The sequence below is a fragment of the Allopusillimonas ginsengisoli genome (genome assembly GCF_004153455.1).
Classification (GTDB): domain Bacteria; phylum Pseudomonadota; class Gammaproteobacteria; order Burkholderiales; family Burkholderiaceae_B; genus Allopusillimonas; species Allopusillimonas ginsengisoli.
On the sequence record NZ_SDQE01000011.1, the window covers coordinates 1 to 17,362 of the forward strand.

The following is a 17,362-nucleotide window of genomic DNA, read 5'->3' on the forward strand; positions in this document are numbered from 1 at the left end:
TGCTTGAGGATGGCAATTATCTGACTGTCGGTAAAACGTGAGGTCTTCATGCAAAATTTCCTGAATACTGCTGTTAGAAAATTCTACCTTTAAGACCGTTCCTTTTCTGGGGGGATTACCCTCGGCCTTGAGCTGGGGTCGACGATTGCATTTGCCGTGGTGACTGAAACCATCTTCTCGTGGCCAGGCGCCGGCAAATTGATACTGGACAGCATCAATGCGCTCGACAGGCCTGTGATTGTGGGCTACCTCATTGTGATTGTCTGTTTGTTCATTACCTTGAATCTCGTTGTCGATATTTTGTATCGCCTTCTGGATCCGCGTGTTCGTCTCGGGAGACCAGCATGACCGCCGCGACGATGGCCAGCGTTCCGTTCAAACTCGAATCCAACTGGCGCCAGTTCAGACGAGACTTCTTTGCGTCCAAGGGCGCGGTGCTTGGATTGGCCGTGGCGCTGATGCTGATCGTGGCGGCCGTCTTTGCGCCGTGGGTGGCGCCCCAGAATCCTTACGATCTGATGCAGATCAGCATCCTGGATGCACGGTTGCCGCCAGGTACGCTTAGTGAGATGGGGACATTCACGCATTGGTTGGGTACGGATGGCCAGGGGCGCGATCTGTTTTCCGCGGTGCTCTATGGCCTGCGCATCAGTTTGATGGTGGGCGTGGGATCGGCGCTTGCGGCGGGCATACTGGGCACGGTGCTGGGATTGGTCGCCGCGTATTTTGGCGGCAAGACGGATACGATGATCATGCGTCTGGTCGATCTGCTGCTGTCGCTTCCCTCCATTCTGGTGGCCATGATGATTCTCGCTTATCTGGGCAAGAGCATCGGCAACGTCATTATCACGCTGGTCATCATGGAGTGGGCCTATTACGCCCGCACCGCGCGCGGTCAGGCACTGGTTGAACGCCAGCGCGATTATGTGGAAGCTGCGCGCTGCCTGGCGGTGCCGCAGTGGCGCATTGTGCTCAAGCATATCCTGCCGAACTGTCTGCCGCCGCTGATTGTGATTGGCACGCTGCAGATCGCGCGAGCGATCACGCTGGAAGCCACGCTGAGTTTTCTGGGTCTGGGCGTGCCGGTTACCGAGCCGTCACTGGGATTGCTGATCTCCAATGGCTATCAGTACATGCTCTCGGGTGAATACTGGATCTGCTTTTATCCCGGCATTGCGCTGTTGATCACCATCGTCAGTCTCAACCTGGTAGGCGACCGCCTGCGCGACATATTCAATCCGAGGTTGCAGAAATGAGCTCAGACATATTGCTGGATGTGCGGGGTTTGCGCACGCATTTTTTTACGCGTGCCGGTGTGGTTGCGGCGGTGGATGACGTGTCGTTCACATTGGAGCGGGGCAAGATACTCGGCCTGGTGGGCGAGTCTGGTTCCGGCAAATCGGTGACGGGATTCTCAATCATGGGGCTGGTCGACAAGCCTGGCCAGGTGGTGGGTGGAGAAATCCTGTTCAAGGGCCAGGACCTGAACCGTCTTTCGGAAAAATCCTTCAGGCGCTTGCGGGGCAATCGCATTGCGATGATTTTTCAGGACCCGATGATGACGCTCAATCCTGTGTTGCGGGTAGACGTTCAGATGATTGAAACCGTGCTGGCTCACCAGAAGGTAAGCCGTGCGCAGGCGCGCGAGATGGCGCGCGATACGCTGGGGCTGATGGGGATTGCCAGCCCCGAAGAGCGATTGATGGCGTATCCGCATCAGCTGTCCGGTGGCATGCGCCAGCGTATTGCTATTGCCATTGCGCTGTTGCATCGGCCCGAACTGATTGTGGCGGACGAGCCCACGACGGCGCTGGATGTGACGATACAGGGGCAGATTTTGTCTGAAGTGCAGAAGCTGACGCAGCGTTATGGCACGTCGCTGATCTGGATCACACACGATTTGTCTGTGGTGGCCGGGCTGGCCGACGATGTGGCCGTGATGTATGCCGGGCGTATCGTCGAGCACGGAGCGGTCGGCAGTGTGCTGGATCGCCCGCTGCATCCTTACACGCAGGGACTGCTGGACAGTTTGCCAAGCAATAACCGGCATGGTCAGCGCTTGCGGCAGATTCCTGGCATGACGCCCAGTTTGCTGGCGCTGCCGCCGCGTTGCGCGTTTGCCGAGCGTTGTTCGCGCCGTAGCGGCGCCTGTGAGCAGATCCCGAACATGCGTGTTGCCTCAGGCGCCCACGCTGTTCGGTGCTTTCATCCGACCAAAGACGAGGTGGCAGCATGACGACTGCGTTGCCATTGCTGGGCCTGCAGGGCGTGAGCCACCGGTTTGGGGAGCAGCCCGGCAATATGATAGACCGTGCGTTCGAGCGCATGGGCCTGGGGACAAAGCCGCAGGTGACGCACGCGGTAGACGGCGTGGACCTGGCCGTCTATCCGGGCGAGGTTGTCGGCCTGGTGGGCGAGTCGGGCTGCGGCAAGTCCACCCTGGGCCGTATTGCCGCCGGCCTGCTCAAGCCCAGTGAAGGCGGGCTCAAGATTGACGGCATCCCGGTTTCGGACATGGATGCCCGGCAGGCGACGCAGATGCGGCTGCGCATTCAGATGATTTTTCAGGATCCTTATGCCAGCTTGAATCCCCGGCGGCGCATCATGGACATCGTGGGCGAAGCGGCGGCCATTCATCGCATTGTGCCTCCCAAAGAGCTCGATGCCTACGTGTGCAGCCAGCTTGAGCGGGCAGGGCTGGATCCTGCCCTGCGCGGACGCTATCCGCACCAGTTCAGCGGAGGCCAGCGCCAGCGTATCGGTATTGCCCGTGCGCTGGCGGTCAAGCCCGATATGCTGGTGTGCGACGAAGCGGTGGCCGCGCTTGACGTGTCGATCCAGGCGCAAGTGCTCAATCTGTTCATGGACCTGCGCGAAGAACTGAATCTGACTTATCTCTTCATCAGCCATGACCTGGGTGTGGTGGAGCATTTGTCTGACAGGGTGGTCGTGATGTATCTCGGGCGCGTGGTGGAGACGGCGCCGGTGCGCGAGATCTTCAGACATCCCAATCACCCGTATACCAAGGCACTGCTCAATGAAGTGCCACGCATCGATGTGCGCCGCAAGGCGTACAGCGCCATAAAAGGCGAAATTCCCAGCCCCCTGGCGCCGCCCTCGGGCTGCCATTTTCATCCGCGCTGCCCGCATGCCATGGCGCGCTGCAAGACGGAAACCCCGGCATTGCGCAGCATTGGCGCAGGCCACCTGAGTGCCTGCCATCTCGACGATGGCAAATAACAAACAACATCCACACATAAGTATCCTGACAACGGAGACATCTTCATGCAAAAGAAGCTGATTTGTGCAATTGCCGCCGGGCTGTTGACGGCTGCATCGCTGGCCCATGCCGACACCTTGAACATTGGATTTGCGGACCCGGTGTCCTCTCTGGATCCGCAACTGAATAACTTTGCTGGTGATCGTTCTGTCGATCTGCATTTTTTCAACTTGCTGGTTCAGAGCGGCGACGGCGGGTTGCGGCCGGATCTGGCGACCAGCTGGAAACCGTTGGACGACAATACGTGGGAGTTCAAGCTCAACCCTGAGGCGAAGTGGTCGGATGGCACGCCACTCAAGGTCGAGGACGTTATTTTTTCATTGAAGCGGGCAGGGAATGTGCCCGGCTCGGTGGCCACGTTCGCGGGCTTTGTGCGCATGGTGGCGTCTGCCGAAAAAAAGGATGAGCACACACTGATCGTCAAGACCAAAGAGCCTACGCCGAATCTGCCTTTGAATCTGTCGTCGGTGCACATTGTGAGCGAGCATGTGGGCAGTACCGCCAACCCTGAAGACTACAACAGCGGCAAGGCGGTGGTGGGCACGGGCCCCTACAAGCTGGTTTCCTATACACCCGGCGACCGTGTGGTGATGGAGCGCAATGACGCCTACTTCGGCGGCCCGCAACCCTGGGAGAAGGTCAACTATCGCTACATCAGCAATCCTGCGGCCCGTACCGCGGCCTTGCTCTCGGGCGACGTGGATGTCATCGACAAGGTATCGGTGTCGGACCTTGCCCGATTGAACTCCTCGCCGGATGTCTCGGTGTTTGCCTATAACGGCTTGCGCGCAATGCTGTTGCAGCCCAGTTTTCGCGAAGGCCCGAATCAGTTCATCAGGGACAACGCGGGCAAGGAAATGGCGGAAAACCCCTTGCGGGATGTTCGCGTGCGCAAGGCCTTGTCGCTTGCCATCAATCGCCAAGCCATTGCGGATCGCATCATGCAGGACACTGTGACAGTGGCCAATCAATGGATGCCCGCCGGCAGCATAGGCTACAACCCGGAACTCAAGGATATTCCCTACGATGCGGCCAAGGCCAAGGCGCTGCTGGCAGAGGCCGGGTTGCCGGAAGGCTTCCAGCTGACCATGCACGTGCCCTCTGATCGCTATCCCCTGGCGCCTGAAACCGCTCAGGCGGTTGCCCAGTTCTGGGCGCGTGTTGGCGTGAAGACCAAGGTCGAGGTTGTGCCTTGGGCCGTCTATGCCGGGCAGGCCCGCAAGAACGAATACGCCATGAGCATGATTGCATGGGGAAATGGAACGGGCGAAGCCAGCTATGCTTTGGTCAACATTCTTGCGACGGTGTCGCCGGAAAAAGGGCTGGGCGCATCGAACTGGGGCCACTACAGCAGTGCGAAGGTCGACGGCTTCCTGAGCCAGGCAACGGTAGAGTTTGATGACGCGAAGCGTGAGGCGATTCTGCGTGAAGCGGCGGCTGCGGTCAGGGAAGAAGAAGGGATCTTGCCGCTGTATCACTACAAGAATATCTGGGCCGCGAAAAAAGGCTTGAAGGTCGTGCCCTGGACGAGCGATCGCACTGTGGCCATGATGGTGAGCAAAGAAGCGGAAGCGAAGTAGGAGAAGCATGATGGCCATCGATCAGAACGCAGCGTCCATTCGCCTGAGCATTGCCCCATCCGACGCCTTGGTCGATGTGCCGCGCCGCATCCGTGTCGAGGGCGCGGCGCCCTTCGCCAGGGTGATGCTGCGCACGCATACGTGCCGCGCGGGAGGGGTGATCTGGCGTAGCGAAGCCTGCTTTCAGGCAGACGAGCAAGGCGTTGTCGACCTGGACGCCTGCGCGCCGTTATCGGGCAGTTACGAGGGCGTGTCGGGCATGGGGCTGATCTGGTCGCAATGTCCGGAGCGGGACGGCACACATGAGGTTTATCCTGACGATCTTCTGGCGTCCTTGGCCACGCATATTGAGGCTGACGTCGCGGGGCAGGCCGCGAGCGGTGTGCTGATTCAGCGATTTGCCTTGCCGGGTGTGGTGCGTGAAGAGGTTCGCGAAGAGGGGTTGGTCGGCACTTTGTTTCGGCCTGCCACGCCTGGCCCGCATCCGGCTGTGATGATACTGAATGGATCAGGCGGCGGCATCAATGAACCCCGGGCGGCGCTGTATGCCTCGCACGGCTATATTGCTTTTGCGCTTGCCTATTTCAAGGCGCCGGGCCTGTCGGATTATATTTCCAACACGCCGCTCGAGTACTTCAAGACGGGGCTGGACTGGATCAGGAAAACACAGCAGCCCAAGAATGGTTTCGTGGCGATCAACGGCCAGTCCCGAGGCGGAGAGCTGGTGCTGTTGCTCTCGACGGTTTACCCCGACGATGTTTCGGCGGTGGTGGCCTATGTGCCGGGCGCATTGGTGCATGGGGGGCAGAACGCCTGCGACCCATCCGTGGGCCGCAACGGACCTGCCTGGCTGTTGGAGGGAAAACCGCTCGTGCACGTGTGGGATGACAATCGGACAGCCAGTTGGGCGTCATTCGACGAGGGCGGGCGGCATGCGGTGGCGCTGCAGACGGCGCTGCAGGATGCTGACGCGGTCGCGCGTGCGCGCATTCCTGTTGAAAAGAGCCGCGCGCCCATCATTCTGCTTTCGGGTACCGATGATGCGGCATGGCCATCCAGTCTTTACAGCAAGATGGTCGTTGATACCTTGCAGGTGCACAAGCACCCTTACGATGTGCAATGGGTCGATACGCTGGACGGCGGGCACGCGATCGTGTTTCCGTATATTCCCACCACGCAGATCACGCACAGGCATCCCGTTACCGGGAGAATGTTCACCGGGGGCGGGGCGCCCGCGCCCAACGCGCAGTCCAATGAACACTCGTGGGAGCAGATCAAGGATTTTCTGGCGCGCGCAGTGATCGATCATGCGCAGCGGTTATCGCCCTCCTGATCCTTGCTCACTATCCTGGCGCGACGCGGTTTGAAGACAGTCCAGCAAGGCTTCGGCATAAGGCGTTGATTGCTGTTCATCCACGCGTTTGCAGATGGTCAGCGGACGCACAGCCCAGGGTTCATTCAATGGCAGGATGCACACGCCTTCGCGATTGAGCGATTGCAGCACGGGCCTGGGTATCAGCCCAATGCCCGCGCCAGCCCGCACAAGCGACAGGATCGAGGCAAAGCTGCTGACCTGGATGCGGACATCGAGTTGCAGACGCAAGGAGGCGGCCTTGTTCATGAGATAGGTATAGATCGCGCTGCCGCTGTTCATGGAAATGAAGGGGCGTTGCAGGCATTCGGCAAATGTGATTGAAGATTGGCGGGCAAGGGCGTCTCCGGGCGGCACCACCACCATAAGCTCATTCTGGCGGTAAGGCAGGAATGCAAGCGCCGGGTGTGTTTCGTTCCAGGTGACGATGCCGATGTCGGCGCGCCCGTCCAGCACCGCGGCAACGGTCTCATGGCTGAGGCGTTCCTGAACCGAAACGCGGACCTCGGGATAATCCAGAAGAAAGCGCTGCATATCCTGGGGAACGAACGAGGCCAGTGCGCTGCTGCTGGCGTACAGGGTGACCTGCGCCCGGATGCCATTGGCATAGGGCGCGAGATCGGAATGCATCTGCTCCAGGCCGGCCAGGCAACGCCTGCAGTGTTCGAGCATGATCTGCCCGGCGCGGGTCAGCGATACGCCACGGGCTTCACGCTTGAACAGTTGCGTGCCCAGCGTTTCTTCGAGCTGCTTGATGCGCAGGCTGGCGGACGATGGTGCGAGAAAGCAGGCTGCGCCGCCGCGCGACACATTGCCGGCGTCGGCAATGGCGGCGAATAGCTTGAGATCAATCAGGTCGTAGCGCATGAGCTATTGCCTTATACAAAAGATACTTTTTGGAGAACCCGCTTGTTGGCGTCGGGAGGGCATGAAAGACTATACGTAATAAGAAAACAGATCGATGCGTTTGTCAAAGACAAATTGTCAGAAGGTTTTGTGACCAGATCAAAAATGCCTTCTTTTTCTCCTGTGGCAATGAATAGTTCCGAGAGAAGGCGATAGAACAAGGTGAGAGAAAACATGCGTATTACAGAAACGAGCTCCAACGGGGACGCGTATGCCGATACCGGCTTGCTTGTGGCTAAGCCCGCCAGGCCGGAGGCGCCGTCACAGTCTGCGGGATTGACGGGCCTGGCTGGCCTGGAGGCGAGGCTCGCACAAGATCTTGCGTGGCTCGATCTGCCCTGCCAGCCCTGGGTTCCGAGCAGTGAAGTGAATGGAGAGGCATTGCTGGATGTTGCCATTATCGGAGGCGGGATGGCGGGGTTGGCGGCGGCGACCAGCCTGAGGCATCTGGGCTTGCGCGCATGCATTTTCGACAGCGCGCCGGCAGGGTATGAAGGCCCGTGGGCGACAACCGCGCGGATGGAAACCTTGCGGTCGCCCAAGCAACTGACGGGCCCGGCCCTGGGCCTGCCTGCGCTGACGTTTCGCGCATGGTTCGAGGCACAGTTCGGCCTGTCGGCCTGGGAGGCGCTGGACAAGATTCCCCGCCTGCAATGGATGGACTATCTACGCTGGTATCGCAAGGTGCTGAACCTCGATGTCCGCAACGAGCATTGCGTCATCGACATTGTTCCGCACGAGGACTATGTCACCTTGAAGATTCAAGCGCCGCAGGGCCTGTCGACCGTGCACGCGCGCCGGGTCGTGTTGGCGACGGGACGGGCTGGACTGGGCGGCGCGTACATCCCTGATTTCATGAGGACGGTGTCGCGCAAGTACTGGGCGCACTCGTCCGATACGACGGACTACACCACGCTGCGGGGCCTGCGGGTGGGCGTTGTCGGAGCCGGCGCGTCCGCCATGGATTCGGCGGCCACCGCGCTTGAAAACGGCGCCGCGCGCGTGGACATGTTGATTCGTCGTGCGGATATACCGCGGGTGAACAAGGGCAAGGGCGCGGGCAATGCCGGCTTTACCCATGGCTATCAGCATTTGCCCGACGACTGGAAATGGCGCATACGGCATTACATCAATGTGCAGCAGGTACCGCCGCCCAGAGCCAGCGTGCTCAGGGTATCGCGCCATGACAATGCATACTTCAATCTGGGCACGCCGGTGCAGCGCGTTCTCGAGAAGGATGGCTATCTTCAGGTCGACACGCCGAACAAAACATTCGAGGTGGATTTTCTGATCCTGTCCACGGGCTTTTTCGTGGACTGGCACGCGCGCCCGGAGTACGCCACGATTGCGCCGCACATACGGTTGTGGGGCGAGCGGTATCAGCCAGGCGAAGGCCAGGAAGACAGGGAGCTTGAGGGCTCGCCCGATTTGGGGCCGGTATTCGAGTTCCAGGAGAAGCAGGGGCACCCTATGCCGGGTCTGTCGCGCATACATTGTCTTTGCTATCCGGCAACGCTGACGCATGGCACGGTCTCGGGCGATATTCCGGCCATCAGCGATGGCGCGGAGCGGCTGTCCAAGGGCATCGCAAGCCTGCTGTTCTGCGAGAACGTTTCCCGGCATTTCGAGGATCTGCAGACGTTTGACGAGCCCGAGGTATTCGGCGACGAATGGACGCCCGCGGCGTAGGCTCGTGGGCATCGGGGCCTGGCGCTGTCCTGTTGCCGGCCGCAGCAGGCCCATGCGACAGGCACGATCGGATTAGTTTAATTTTTTTGGAGGAGAACTCGTGGACACTACACACAACGCCCTGGCTACGCCAGGGGCCGATGCCGGTCTGGCTGAACGCCATGACGTGATGGATGAGGTCGTTGGCCTGACGCCGTCGAATCCACTGTATGCGGTGCGCCATGCACGGGACAAGGTTTCGGCTGCGATGCAAAAGAGCTATGACCTCTTCTTTGATCCGCAGGGCAAGGGCCTGACCATTCAGGAACGCCTGCTCGTGGCCTTGTACGCCTGCCGCCTTTCCAGGGCGCAGGCGCTGGAAACGCACTATCGCCAGGCGCTGTCAACCTATGCGCAAGAGTCGGGTGCTGTCATGGCGATCGATGCGGACCAGCTGGATCTGCTGAGCTCCGCGCGGCTGAAGGCGATGCTGGCGTTCACGCGCAAGCTGATACTGAAACCCGTCGAGGGTGATCAGGCTGCGTTGGCGCCATTGCAGCAAGCGGGCGTTGCAACACCGGACATCGTCACGCTCGCACAGCTGATCGCGTTTTTGTCGTACCAGATCCGAGTGGCCGCTGGCTTGCGCGCCCTCAAAGCCATGGAGTCGCTATGAGAACCCCGATACAGATCAATGGATTCACTAACGAAATGCTGGACTGGAAGGCCTGGCTCGATGTGGTGGATTGCGACAACGCAACCCCGGACCAGATCGAGGTGCTGGAGCTCAGTCATCCACAGGCGAAGTCCTCGGATTATTACCTGGTGCTGGCGCATCAGCCCGACATCCTGAGGCAACGTTCGGATGCCTATAACGCCATCATGTACGCGCCTGGCGGTTTGTCGCGGGCGGACCGTGAGCTGGGCGCGTTGACCGTCTCGCGTATCAACGGGTGTGTGTACTGTTGTTCTGTGCATGCCCAGCGTTATGAGCAGATGGCCAAGCGTGCCGACACGGTTGCGCAGGTGTTCGACAATCCGTACACCGCAGGCGCCGACGACAGGGAAGAAGCGATTGTTCAGTTCTCGATCAAACTGACGGAGTCGCCAGACGATATAGGCCCGCAGGATATGGCGGCGCTGAAGGAGGCTGGCCTGACCGAAGCGGAGATTCTGGACCTGCTGTATGCCAGTTCAATCTTTGCCTGGGCCAATCGCCTGATGATGAACCTGGGCGAGGCCGTGCATCGCCGAAAATAAATCCTAATATATAGGACGATGGTTCTAAAACTTGATCGTCGCCGCGCATTCGTTTACGATGGCGGCGACGTTTTCATTTGTACAGAACCATTTCTCGGGGCATTGCATGAATCAAGAATCCACATTGGAAGGCATACGGGTTATAGAAATCTGCAATGTCGCGGCAGGCCCTTTCTGTGGCCTGCTGCTGGCCGACATGGGCGCAGACCTGATCAAGATAGAACACCCGCAGGGTGGCGATACCTTGCGCAGCTGGGCGCCGATTACGCAAGGCTACAGTGAGAACTTTGCGTCGCTGAACCGAAACAAGCGGTCAGTCACGCTGGATCTGAAAAACGAACAGGACGTCGCCACCGCGCATGCGTTGATCGCCAGCGCAGATGTGCTGATCGAAAACAACAGGCCAGGCGTAATGGATCGCCTTGGACTGGGCTACGAGGCCATGCGGCAAATCAATCCGCGCCTGCTGTATTGCTCCATTTCTGCCTATGGCCAATCGGGCCCGCGCAGCCAGGAAGGCGGTTTCGATCTTACCCTGCAGGCCATGAGCGGCCTCATGAGCGTGACCGGCGAGCAGGATGGCGCGCCGGTCAAGTGCGGCGTACCGGTGTGCGACTTTACGGCGGGGCTTTATGCGGGCTTTGCGATTGTCTCGGCGCTGCGGGCGGTTGAGCGCGAGGGCAAGGGGGCGCATATTGATGTCTCGATGCTCGGCGCAACGCTGGGTATCGCCGCTTTGCAAACATCGCAGTACTTCGGCACCGGTGTCAATCCCGAAAAACTTGGCTCCGCGCATCCGCGTAATGCACCCTACCAGGTGTTCCGTTGCCGCGATGGCTACTTTGGCATGGCGGCGGGCAACGACTCGCTCTGGAAAGCGGTGTGCGCAACAGTAGGGCGCGAGGATCTGCTTGAAGACAGCCGTTTCGACTCGACAACGCTGCGTGCCCGCCACCAGGGTGCGCTGCGAGACCTGCTCGAAGCCATTTTTGCCGGCGATGACGCGCAGGCCTGGCTGCAACGGTTCCGCGCGGCAGGCGTACCGTGCGCGCCTATCAATACCTATTCAGATGTGCTGGATGATGTTCAGGTGCAGCATATGGATTGGGTGCAGGATGTGGAGTTGCCCAATGGCGTACGCACCAAAACATTTGTGTCGCCCATTCGGTTCGATGGCCGAACGGCAGATATCGCGCGTCGTCCGCCAGCGCTGGGGGAGCACAATGAAGAGGTGCTCGCCGCCATGACCGATGCGCGGAGCGCCTGATGGGTAGCGATGCAGTATTGCGGATCAGCCGGGATGTGGATTGCTGGGTGTTCACGCTGAATCGGCCTCAGAAACGCAATGCCTTGTCTGCCGAACTGGTCGAAGCCTTGCTTGCGGCACTGGATGAGGCGCATCGCGACCAGGTACCGCTGCTGGTCTTTCAGGGCGAGGGCAAGAACTTTTCCGCAGGCTTTGATTTTACGGGCCATGAAGATGAAAGCGAAGGCGATTTGCTGCTGCGCTTCGTGCGCATCGAGACGCTGCTTGAAGCCATTGCCGGTTCATCGAGCATGACCCTGGGGCTGTGTCATGGGCGCAACTTTGGCGCAGGCGTGGATATATTCGCTGCCTGTCGGCGGCGAGTGTGCACGCCGGATGCCGGCTTTCGCATGCCTGGCCTGAAGTTTGGGCTTGTATTGGGAACACGGCGCTTTCGAGATATTGTCGGCGCAGGGCACGCCTTGTCCATACTCGGCGAGGCCAAGGCGTTTGATGCCGATGCCGCAGCGCGCATGGCGTTTGCGCACGAGGTGGTCGCGCAGCGCGAATGGCCGCAGGTCATTGCGCAGTGCCGCGAGGCTGCGCTGGCGTTGTCGCCCGAAACACGCGGGCGCCTGTATCGCGTTGTAGACGGGCGATCGTTCAATGATGATATGGCCGAGCTGGTGTATTCGGCGGCGCAACCGGGCATCAAGCAGCGTATTGCTCAATACCTGGCGGGCTAGCGGTTCGGCGGTATCGTGGGCTGCCATGCGGCGCCTGGGGTGTATATGTTTGAAGCGGACCACACGGAGGACAACGGATGGACACTGATATAAGCCGCTTGCGGCGTTTCGTACTCAAGGCAACCGAACTGACAGACGCGCATGGGCAGCTTGATACGCCTGCGCCGGGCCTGTTCGATGCATTTCAGGAATTGGTGTCTCATGATGATTGGCTGCCGGATTCCTGTACGGTTCCACATCCTGAATTCTACCAGCAGTACCTGCTGCATTGTGATCCGCGGGAGCGCTTTTCCATCGTCAGCTTTGTATGGGGGCCGGGGCAGCAAACGCCGGTGCATGACCACACCGTCTGGGGTTGCGTGGGCATGCTGCGAGGCGCGGAGATGAGCCAGCGCTACGCGCGTAGCGCAGACGGCAGGTATGCGCCCGATGGCGAGGCGGTTCGCCTGGCGCCCGGGCAGATAGAGGTGCTGTCTCCTCAAGAGGGCGACATTCACCGTGTGTGGAATGCGTTGGAAGACCGTACATCCATCAGCATTCATCTATACGGGGGCAATATCGGCGCGGTTGCCCGTAGCGTGTTCGATCCTGATAGCGGGCTGGCAAAGCGCTTTGTATCAGGGTATTCGTCGCAAGTTGTGCCTAACCTCTGGGACCGTTCGGCCGAAATACGCGCGCAGGGTTAGCGGGATGGACAAGACACTCTTGAAAGGGCTGATGGTGCTCGAAGCGGTGACGGATGTCGAGCGTCGGCCCCGCACGATTGACGAGCTGGCGGCGGTGGTGGGCCTGACACGCAGCAACACGCATCGCACCCTGCAAACGCTCATCCACGCGGGATATGTTGTCAAGGATGAGGCGGGTGGCGGCTATCGTGGCACGATACGGCTGTTCGAGCTGGGTGCGCGCCAGTTGGCGCAGCTGGATATCCGCAAGCTGGCGGCCCCCTCCATGCAGGGGCTGGCGGACCATACGGGCGAGACGGTGCACTTGTCCGTGCTGGATGGCTTTGATGTCGTGTATGTAGACAAGATAGAGTCGCCTCAGCCGATACGGGCTTATTCCATGGTGGGCGGGCGCGCGCCTGCCTATGCAGTGGCTACGGGCAAGGCGCTGCTTGCTCACCAGTCGGATGCTTATTTCACGCAGCATGCGGATGCGTTGATCGCGCATACCAAGGCTACCTGCACCTCCTTGGCGATGCTGCAAAAAGAGCTGCTCAAGACCCGCAGGCAAGGCTATGCCGTCAATCGCGGAGAATGGCGCGAGGGTGTGGGCGGTGTCGCGGTTGCCGTGTTCAACCACTTGGGCGAGCCTGCGGCCGCAGTGGGCATTTCGGGCCCGCTCGACAGGCTTACTTCGGCGCAGATGAAGAAGTTCGCGCCAATAGTCGTACAGTGCGCGAAGGCGATCTCGCACAACATGGGATATCGCGCCGAGCAGATCTGATCAGGTTCGGGCAGCGCATGCGCGCAGATAGTCCGCAACGGCAGACCGGTCGCCGCTGAAGGCTATGCGCGCCGCCTTGCCCCGGCGCTGATAGGTATACATGGGATCGTAGTAATCCCGCAGCAGGCCTTCTATCCAGGCACGGTGATGTTCAACGCCGCCGTCGCGCAATTGCACGGACAGCGCGTCATCCATCAGGGTGGCCAGGCGGCGATAGTTTTCATGGCCCAGACGCTTGATGATTTTTGCAAGGCTTGCGCGAAGGCGCTGCGCAAACAGGCACAGGCCGGCCTCCTGGCCATGCAAGGTGGTGAATTCGCCGGCCAGGTCGATGACATAGTCCTCAAGGATGCGCTGCACGCGGTTCTCGAAACTGTCTTCCAGCCAGACCAGGGGATAATGCTGCATGTTCTGGTAGAGCGCCGCAGGCAGGAAGCAACTGCCAACTGTGCGCCCTTCTTCTTCGAGCGCAAACTGACGCATGCCGCGCGCACGCTTTTTGAGCAGTTCAACGGCCAGCGCGTTTTCGAAGTCTATCTGCGCAGGTTGCGGCGTGGCATGTTTGCCAAAGCTGGAGCCGCGATGGTGCGCCAGGCCTTCCAGGTCCAGACTATTGTCGAGTTCGGCAAGCAACGCCGTTTTGCCGCTGCCGGTCAGGCCGCCCACCAGGACGAATGCGCACTGTCCGAGCGCCTGGTCAATTTGCTGAATCAAATAGTTTCGCAAAGACTTATAGCCGCCCAGGACACGCGGATACTGCACGCCTGCCTCGCGTAGCCACTGCTGGGCGATCTGCGAGCGCAGGCCGCCCCGAAAGCAGTAGAGATAGCCTTCAGGGTGTTGGCGGGCAAAGTTGGCCCAGGCTGCGATGCGCGCGTCGCGCCGTTCGCCGGATACCAGTTGCTGCCCCAAGGCGATGGCGCAGTCCTGGCCTTGTTGCTTGTACATGATGCCGACCGCCTGCCGCTCTTCGTCGTTCATGAGTGGCAGGTTGCTGGCCGCCGGAAAGGCACCCTTGCCAAACTCCACGGGGGCGCGCACATCCATGAGCGGAATATCGTCAATGAAGAGGCGGCGATAGTCGCGGGTGTCATCGCGCATCAGGCAACCACCACCGAATGTACGCCACGTTGGGCAAAGTGGCCGATGGGCGTAAGTGTCAGGCCCTGCGCGGCGGCAACGCTGAGAAATGGCGTAACGCTGTCAGGCGCCACGGCAACCAGCAAGCCACCGCTGGTCTGTGGATCGCACAGCAGCTGCTTCCACGCCGCGGGCAAAGGCGCAACGCGGTGACCATAGCTGTCGAAGTTGCGTTGCGTGCCGCCCGGCACGCAGCCTTGCTCAAGATAGTGCGCCACACTATCCAGACGCGGAATGTCGGCATAGTTCACGTGGGCCGTCAGCCCACTGCCGTCCGCCATTTCGATCAAATGGCCAAGCAGCCCGAAGCCAGTCACGTCTGTCATGGCCTTGACGCCGGGGAGCGTGCCGAACTGCGCGCCTGCCACGTTCGGCGTACACATCCAGTCTCTTGCCACGTTGATGTCCGCTTCGCGCAGCTTTCCTTTTTTTTCCGCGGTCGTCAGAATGCCCACGCCCAGCGGTTTGGTCAGGAACAGCGCGCATCCTTCGGTGGCGGTGTCGTTGCGCTTGAGCTGTGCGCGGTTCACGTGGCCGGTGACGGCCAGGCCGAATATGGGTTCGGGCGCGTCGATGGAATGGCCGCCGGCCAGGGCAATGCCGGCCGCATCACAGGCCGCGCGTCCGCCGCGCACGACGTCTCGCGCGACCTCGGGCGGGAGCACGTTGACGGGCCAGCCCAGGATGGCGATGGCCATGATCGGCGTGCCGCCCATGGCATAGATGTCGCTGATGGCGTTGGTGGCGGCAATGCGCCCGAAGTCAAAGGGGTCGTCGACGATGGGCATAAAAAAATCAGTGGTGGAAACAATGCCGCGCTCCGCATCAATGCCATAGACCGCCGCATCGTCGCGCGACGCATTGCCCACCCAAAGATTGGCATCGTGCGACTGCGAGCCGCTGCCCGCGAGAATGATGTCGAGCACTTTGGGTGAGATTTTGCAGCCACAGCCAGCACCGTGGCTGTACTGTGTAAGGCGGATGGGTTGGGACATGGGGCGCTGCTCCTGCGTTGATGGCTGTCAGGAATTGTACTCAGCGCCGCCAGAAAGGTTTTCTTTATTCCACGCGCACGTCAACACGCCTGGCGCTTTCCTGCATCAGCTTGGGTATCCGCACGTGCAGGACGCCTGCGTTGAATGATGCGCGGACCTTGTCGGCATCGAGGTCGCGCGACAGCGTGAAAATGCGTTGGTAGTGTGCGCTGGTGATCTCGGTATGAATGGGTTGCATGCTCTGGATCGATCCGAGCTCAATAGTGCCCTGGATGGTGAGGGCATTGTTCTGGATATGAATGGAGATCTGTTCTTTTGGCACGCCGGGAAGATCGGCCCACAGGGTAATGCCGTTGTCGTCTTCGTAGACGTCGACAGCAGGCGTCATGGGTTCAGGCTTGTCGTCGCGTTCGTGGGCGGAATCAGAAGCGTGCGCAGCGGTGCCGGGATTGATATCGACCATGTATCGCTCCTTTTACTGGACAGGAATGTTTCGCGTCAGTGTGGTTTGCAGGCGCTGCAGGCTGATGCGCAGGACGCCGTCTCGATAGCTCGCATCCACCTGCGCCTCGTCGGTATCGTCCGGCAGGGTGATGACGCGTCGAAAACGGCCGGAGAACCGTTCGTCGATATGCAACGTGCAGTGATCGGACTCGGCAGGCGGTTCGGTTTTGCGCGACCCCGACACGATCAGTACGCCTTTTTCGATCTGAACGTCGATGTCGGCGGGCTTGATGCCTGGGACAAAGAGATAGACGTGTACAGCCTCTGGGGTGCTGCTCATGTTCATCGCCGGAAAACCGCCCCAGTTTGAGCCCCTTATCGTGGGCGCGAAACCGAAAGCCTGCTGCATGTCGCGCTGCATGCGGTCCAGCTCGACGAAGATATTGCGTGGAAGGTGTGATCGGTAGCTCATGGTGCCTCCAGTGAGGGCTGATGTGCAGCCGTCAGACCAGCATATTTCGTGCCAGGGCCGGGCAAGGTCTGTGGTGAATCAGCCGTCGTGAAAGGTTACGAACTCGCTGAGCGCCATGCGTGCGGGTTGAAAGCGGTTGGCGGGGCAGTCGGGGTCTTCGTAGCCCATGGATATCCCGCAGACGATGGTTTGGTCGTCCGGAATGCTGAGCAGTTTCTTGACGATATCGGGATAGTTGGCCAGTGCGGCCTGCGGGCAGGTATGAAGGCCAAAGCCGCGCGCAGCGACCATAATGTTCTGCAGGAACATGCCATAGTCCAGCCAGCTGCCTTTTTCCAGATCGCTGTCTATGGCAAATAAAAAAACGACGGGTGCGTCAAAAAATTCGAAGTTGCGGCGATGTTGCAGCGAGCTGGCCTGCCGGTCGCCCTTTTGTATGCCCAGGGTGCGGTACAAGCCCCAGCCGGTTGCGCGGCGGCGTTCGAGGTAAGGGCTGCGCCACTGCACGGGGTAATACTCATATTCGCGTTGCGAGGGCAGCCCCTGTTCATGCGCCGCCACCAGCTGGCGAGATAGCGTGTCGCGCAAGGCGCCCTGTACAACATGTACTTTCCAGGGCTGAATGTTGCTCCCGCTGGGCGCGCTGGCCGCGATCTGCAAAATGCGGTCAATCAGTTCGCGATCGACATCGCGGGGCAGGAAGCCTCGCACGCTTCTGCGGGAGGTGATGGCGTCGGCAACAGCGGTGTGGGCGGGCATGGCGGCTCCGGGTGGGCGGAAAAAGACGATCCGTAGCGTGGGGCG

18 protein-coding genes and 1 pseudogene are annotated in these 17,362 nt (G+C 60.3%); 13 read left to right on the top strand and 6 right to left on the bottom strand.

The genetic code is table 11. The features are described 5' to 3' along the window. Nucleotides 1-120 precede the first annotated feature (120 nt). The 6 genes and pseudogenes from ERE07_RS16550 to ERE07_RS16575 all read left to right on the top strand — a co-directional run. Nucleotides 121-348: pseudogene (locus ERE07_RS16550) on the top strand (ABC transporter permease subunit); the annotation flags it as partial. 11 nt (nt 349-359) lie between these two features. After that, the gene (locus ERE07_RS16555) at nt 360-1,256 is read left to right on the top strand and encodes an ABC transporter permease (protein WP_130010292.1); all 897 of its coding nucleotides are present in this window, start codon (nt 360-362) and stop codon (nt 1,254-1,256) included. After that, nucleotides 1,253-2,236 carry an ABC transporter ATP-binding protein gene (locus tag ERE07_RS16560; RefSeq protein ID WP_130010160.1) on the top strand — a complete coding sequence of 328 codons (984 nt, stop codon included), beginning with the start codon at nt 1,253-1,255 and terminating at the stop codon, nt 2,234-2,236. The genes ERE07_RS16555 and ERE07_RS16560 overlap by 4 nt, the downstream gene beginning before the upstream one ends. Beyond that, nucleotides 2,233-3,240, top strand: coding sequence for an ABC transporter ATP-binding protein (locus tag ERE07_RS16565; protein ID WP_130010161.1), 1,008 nt, complete (start codon nt 2,233-2,235; stop codon nt 3,238-3,240). Before ERE07_RS16560 ends, ERE07_RS16565 begins: the two co-directional genes overlap by 4 nt. 45 nt (nt 3,241-3,285) lie before the next feature. Then, nucleotides 3,286-4,860 (top strand): ABC transporter substrate-binding protein, encoded by a 1,575-nt coding sequence (locus ERE07_RS16570; protein WP_130010162.1) that lies wholly within the window; start codon nt 3,286-3,288, stop codon nt 4,858-4,860. A 7-nt stretch (nt 4,861-4,867) separates the two neighbouring features. Continuing rightward, nucleotides 4,868-6,193: an acyl-CoA thioester hydrolase/BAAT C-terminal domain-containing protein gene (locus ERE07_RS16575; RefSeq protein ID WP_245153758.1), complete on the top strand. Its 1,326-nt coding sequence runs from the start codon at nt 4,868-4,870 to the stop codon at nt 6,191-6,193. Here ERE07_RS16575 and ERE07_RS16580 read toward each other — a convergent pair. Continuing rightward, on the bottom strand, nt 6,179-7,099 hold the full coding sequence (locus ERE07_RS16580) for a LysR family transcriptional regulator (RefSeq protein ID WP_130010163.1): 921 nt from the start codon (nt 7,097-7,099) through the stop codon (nt 6,179-6,181). The two genes, ERE07_RS16575 and ERE07_RS16580, sit on opposite strands and share 15 nt — an antisense overlap. A gap of 213 nt (nt 7,100-7,312) precedes the next feature. Between ERE07_RS16580 and ERE07_RS16585 the strand changes: the two genes are divergently transcribed. From ERE07_RS16585 to ERE07_RS16615, 7 genes are all read left to right on the top strand, one after another. After that, nucleotides 7,313-8,827, top strand: coding sequence for an NAD(P)-binding domain-containing protein (locus tag ERE07_RS16585; RefSeq protein WP_130010164.1), 1,515 nt, complete (start codon nt 7,313-7,315; stop codon nt 8,825-8,827). A gap of 100 nt (nt 8,828-8,927) precedes the next feature. Then, a complete protein-coding gene (locus tag ERE07_RS16590) occupies nt 8,928-9,482 on the top strand; it encodes a CMD domain protein (RefSeq protein WP_245153759.1) in 555 nt (184 codons plus the stop codon). Then, nucleotides 9,479-10,066: a peroxidase-related enzyme gene (locus tag ERE07_RS16595; protein ID WP_130010165.1), complete on the top strand. Its 588-nt coding sequence runs from the start codon at nt 9,479-9,481 to the stop codon at nt 10,064-10,066. Before ERE07_RS16590 ends, ERE07_RS16595 begins: the two co-directional genes overlap by 4 nt. A gap of 106 nt (nt 10,067-10,172) precedes the next feature. Beyond that, nucleotides 10,173-11,333 (top strand): CaiB/BaiF CoA transferase family protein, encoded by a 1,161-nt coding sequence (locus ERE07_RS16600; protein WP_130010166.1) that lies wholly within the window; start codon nt 10,173-10,175, stop codon nt 11,331-11,333. Continuing rightward, entirely contained in the window at nt 11,333-12,058 is a 726-nt protein-coding gene (locus ERE07_RS16605) for an enoyl-CoA hydratase/isomerase family protein (RefSeq protein WP_130010167.1), read from the top strand. Before ERE07_RS16600 ends, ERE07_RS16605 begins: the two co-directional genes overlap by 1 nt. Before the next feature lie 77 nt (nt 12,059-12,135). Continuing rightward, the gene (locus ERE07_RS16610) at nt 12,136-12,744 is read left to right on the top strand and encodes a cysteine dioxygenase family protein (protein WP_130010168.1); all 609 of its coding nucleotides are present in this window, start codon (nt 12,136-12,138) and stop codon (nt 12,742-12,744) included. A gap of 4 nt (nt 12,745-12,748) precedes the next feature. After that, on the top strand, nt 12,749-13,507 hold the full coding sequence (locus tag ERE07_RS16615; protein ID WP_130010169.1) for an IclR family transcriptional regulator: 759 nt from the start codon (nt 12,749-12,751) through the stop codon (nt 13,505-13,507). On the opposite strand, the gene mnmH is transcribed toward ERE07_RS16615, so the two are convergent. The 5 genes from mnmH to ERE07_RS16640 form a co-directional block, all read right to left on the bottom strand. Further along, complete coding sequence (mnmH, locus tag ERE07_RS16620; protein WP_130010170.1) at nt 13,508-14,608, bottom strand: tRNA 2-selenouridine(34) synthase MnmH; 1,101 nt, start codon at nt 14,606-14,608, stop codon at nt 13,508-13,510. Next, nucleotides 14,608-15,642 (bottom strand): selenide, water dikinase SelD, encoded by a 1,035-nt coding sequence (gene selD / locus ERE07_RS16625; protein WP_130010171.1) that lies wholly within the window; start codon nt 15,640-15,642, stop codon nt 14,608-14,610. The genes mnmH and selD overlap by 1 nt, the downstream gene beginning before the upstream one ends. A 64-nt stretch (nt 15,643-15,706) precedes the next feature. Further along, nucleotides 15,707-16,105: an Hsp20/alpha crystallin family protein gene (locus ERE07_RS16630; protein ID WP_130010172.1), complete on the bottom strand. Its 399-nt coding sequence runs from the start codon at nt 16,103-16,105 to the stop codon at nt 15,707-15,709. Between the two features lie 12 nt (nt 16,106-16,117). Next, the gene (locus ERE07_RS16635) at nt 16,118-16,558 is read right to left on the bottom strand and encodes an Hsp20/alpha crystallin family protein (protein WP_130010173.1); all 441 of its coding nucleotides are present in this window, start codon (nt 16,556-16,558) and stop codon (nt 16,118-16,120) included. A 78-nt stretch (nt 16,559-16,636) separates the two neighbouring features. Continuing rightward, the gene (locus ERE07_RS16640) at nt 16,637-17,317 is read right to left on the bottom strand and encodes a nitroreductase (RefSeq protein WP_130010174.1); all 681 of its coding nucleotides are present in this window, start codon (nt 17,315-17,317) and stop codon (nt 16,637-16,639) included. Nucleotides 17,318-17,362: the final 45 nt, after the last annotated feature.

Bases quoted from the DNA above. Each gene is read 5' to 3' on its own strand.
- ERE07_RS16555 (WP_130010292.1), top strand. From the start codon at position 360: ATGGCCAGCGTTCCGTTCAAACTCGAATCCAACTGGCGCCAGTTCAGA.
- ERE07_RS16560 (WP_130010160.1), top strand. From the start codon at position 1,253: ATGAGCTCAGACATATTGCTGGATGTGCGGGGTTTGCGCACGCATTTT.
- ERE07_RS16565 (WP_130010161.1), top strand. From the start codon at position 2,233: ATGACGACTGCGTTGCCATTGCTGGGCCTGCAGGGCGTGAGCCACCGG.
- ERE07_RS16570 (WP_130010162.1), top strand. From the start codon at position 3,286: ATGCAAAAGAAGCTGATTTGTGCAATTGCCGCCGGGCTGTTGACGGCT.
- ERE07_RS16575 (WP_245153758.1), top strand. From the start codon at position 4,868: ATGATGGCCATCGATCAGAACGCAGCGTCCATTCGCCTGAGCATTGCC.
- ERE07_RS16580 (WP_130010163.1), bottom strand. From the start codon at position 7,099: ATGCGCTACGACCTGATTGATCTCAAGCTATTCGCCGCCATTGCCGAC.
- ERE07_RS16585 (WP_130010164.1), top strand. From the start codon at position 7,313: ATGCGTATTACAGAAACGAGCTCCAACGGGGACGCGTATGCCGATACC.
- ERE07_RS16595 (WP_130010165.1), top strand. From the start codon at position 9,479: ATGAGAACCCCGATACAGATCAATGGATTCACTAACGAAATGCTGGAC.
- ERE07_RS16600 (WP_130010166.1), top strand. From the start codon at position 10,173: ATGAATCAAGAATCCACATTGGAAGGCATACGGGTTATAGAAATCTGC.
- ERE07_RS16605 (WP_130010167.1), top strand. From the start codon at position 11,333: ATGGGTAGCGATGCAGTATTGCGGATCAGCCGGGATGTGGATTGCTGG.
- ERE07_RS16610 (WP_130010168.1), top strand. From the start codon at position 12,136: ATGGACACTGATATAAGCCGCTTGCGGCGTTTCGTACTCAAGGCAACC.
- ERE07_RS16615 (WP_130010169.1), top strand. From the start codon at position 12,749: ATGGACAAGACACTCTTGAAAGGGCTGATGGTGCTCGAAGCGGTGACG.
- mnmH (WP_130010170.1), bottom strand. From the start codon at position 14,608: ATGCGCGATGACACCCGCGACTATCGCCGCCTCTTCATTGACGATATT.
- selD (WP_130010171.1), bottom strand. From the start codon at position 15,642: ATGTCCCAACCCATCCGCCTTACACAGTACAGCCACGGTGCTGGCTGT.
- ERE07_RS16630 (WP_130010172.1), bottom strand. From the start codon at position 16,105: ATGGTCGATATCAATCCCGGCACCGCTGCGCACGCTTCTGATTCCGCC.
- ERE07_RS16635 (WP_130010173.1), bottom strand. From the start codon at position 16,558: ATGAGCTACCGATCACACCTTCCACGCAATATCTTCGTCGAGCTGGAC.
- ERE07_RS16640 (WP_130010174.1), bottom strand. From the start codon at position 17,317: ATGCCCGCCCACACCGCTGTTGCCGACGCCATCACCTCCCGCAGAAGC.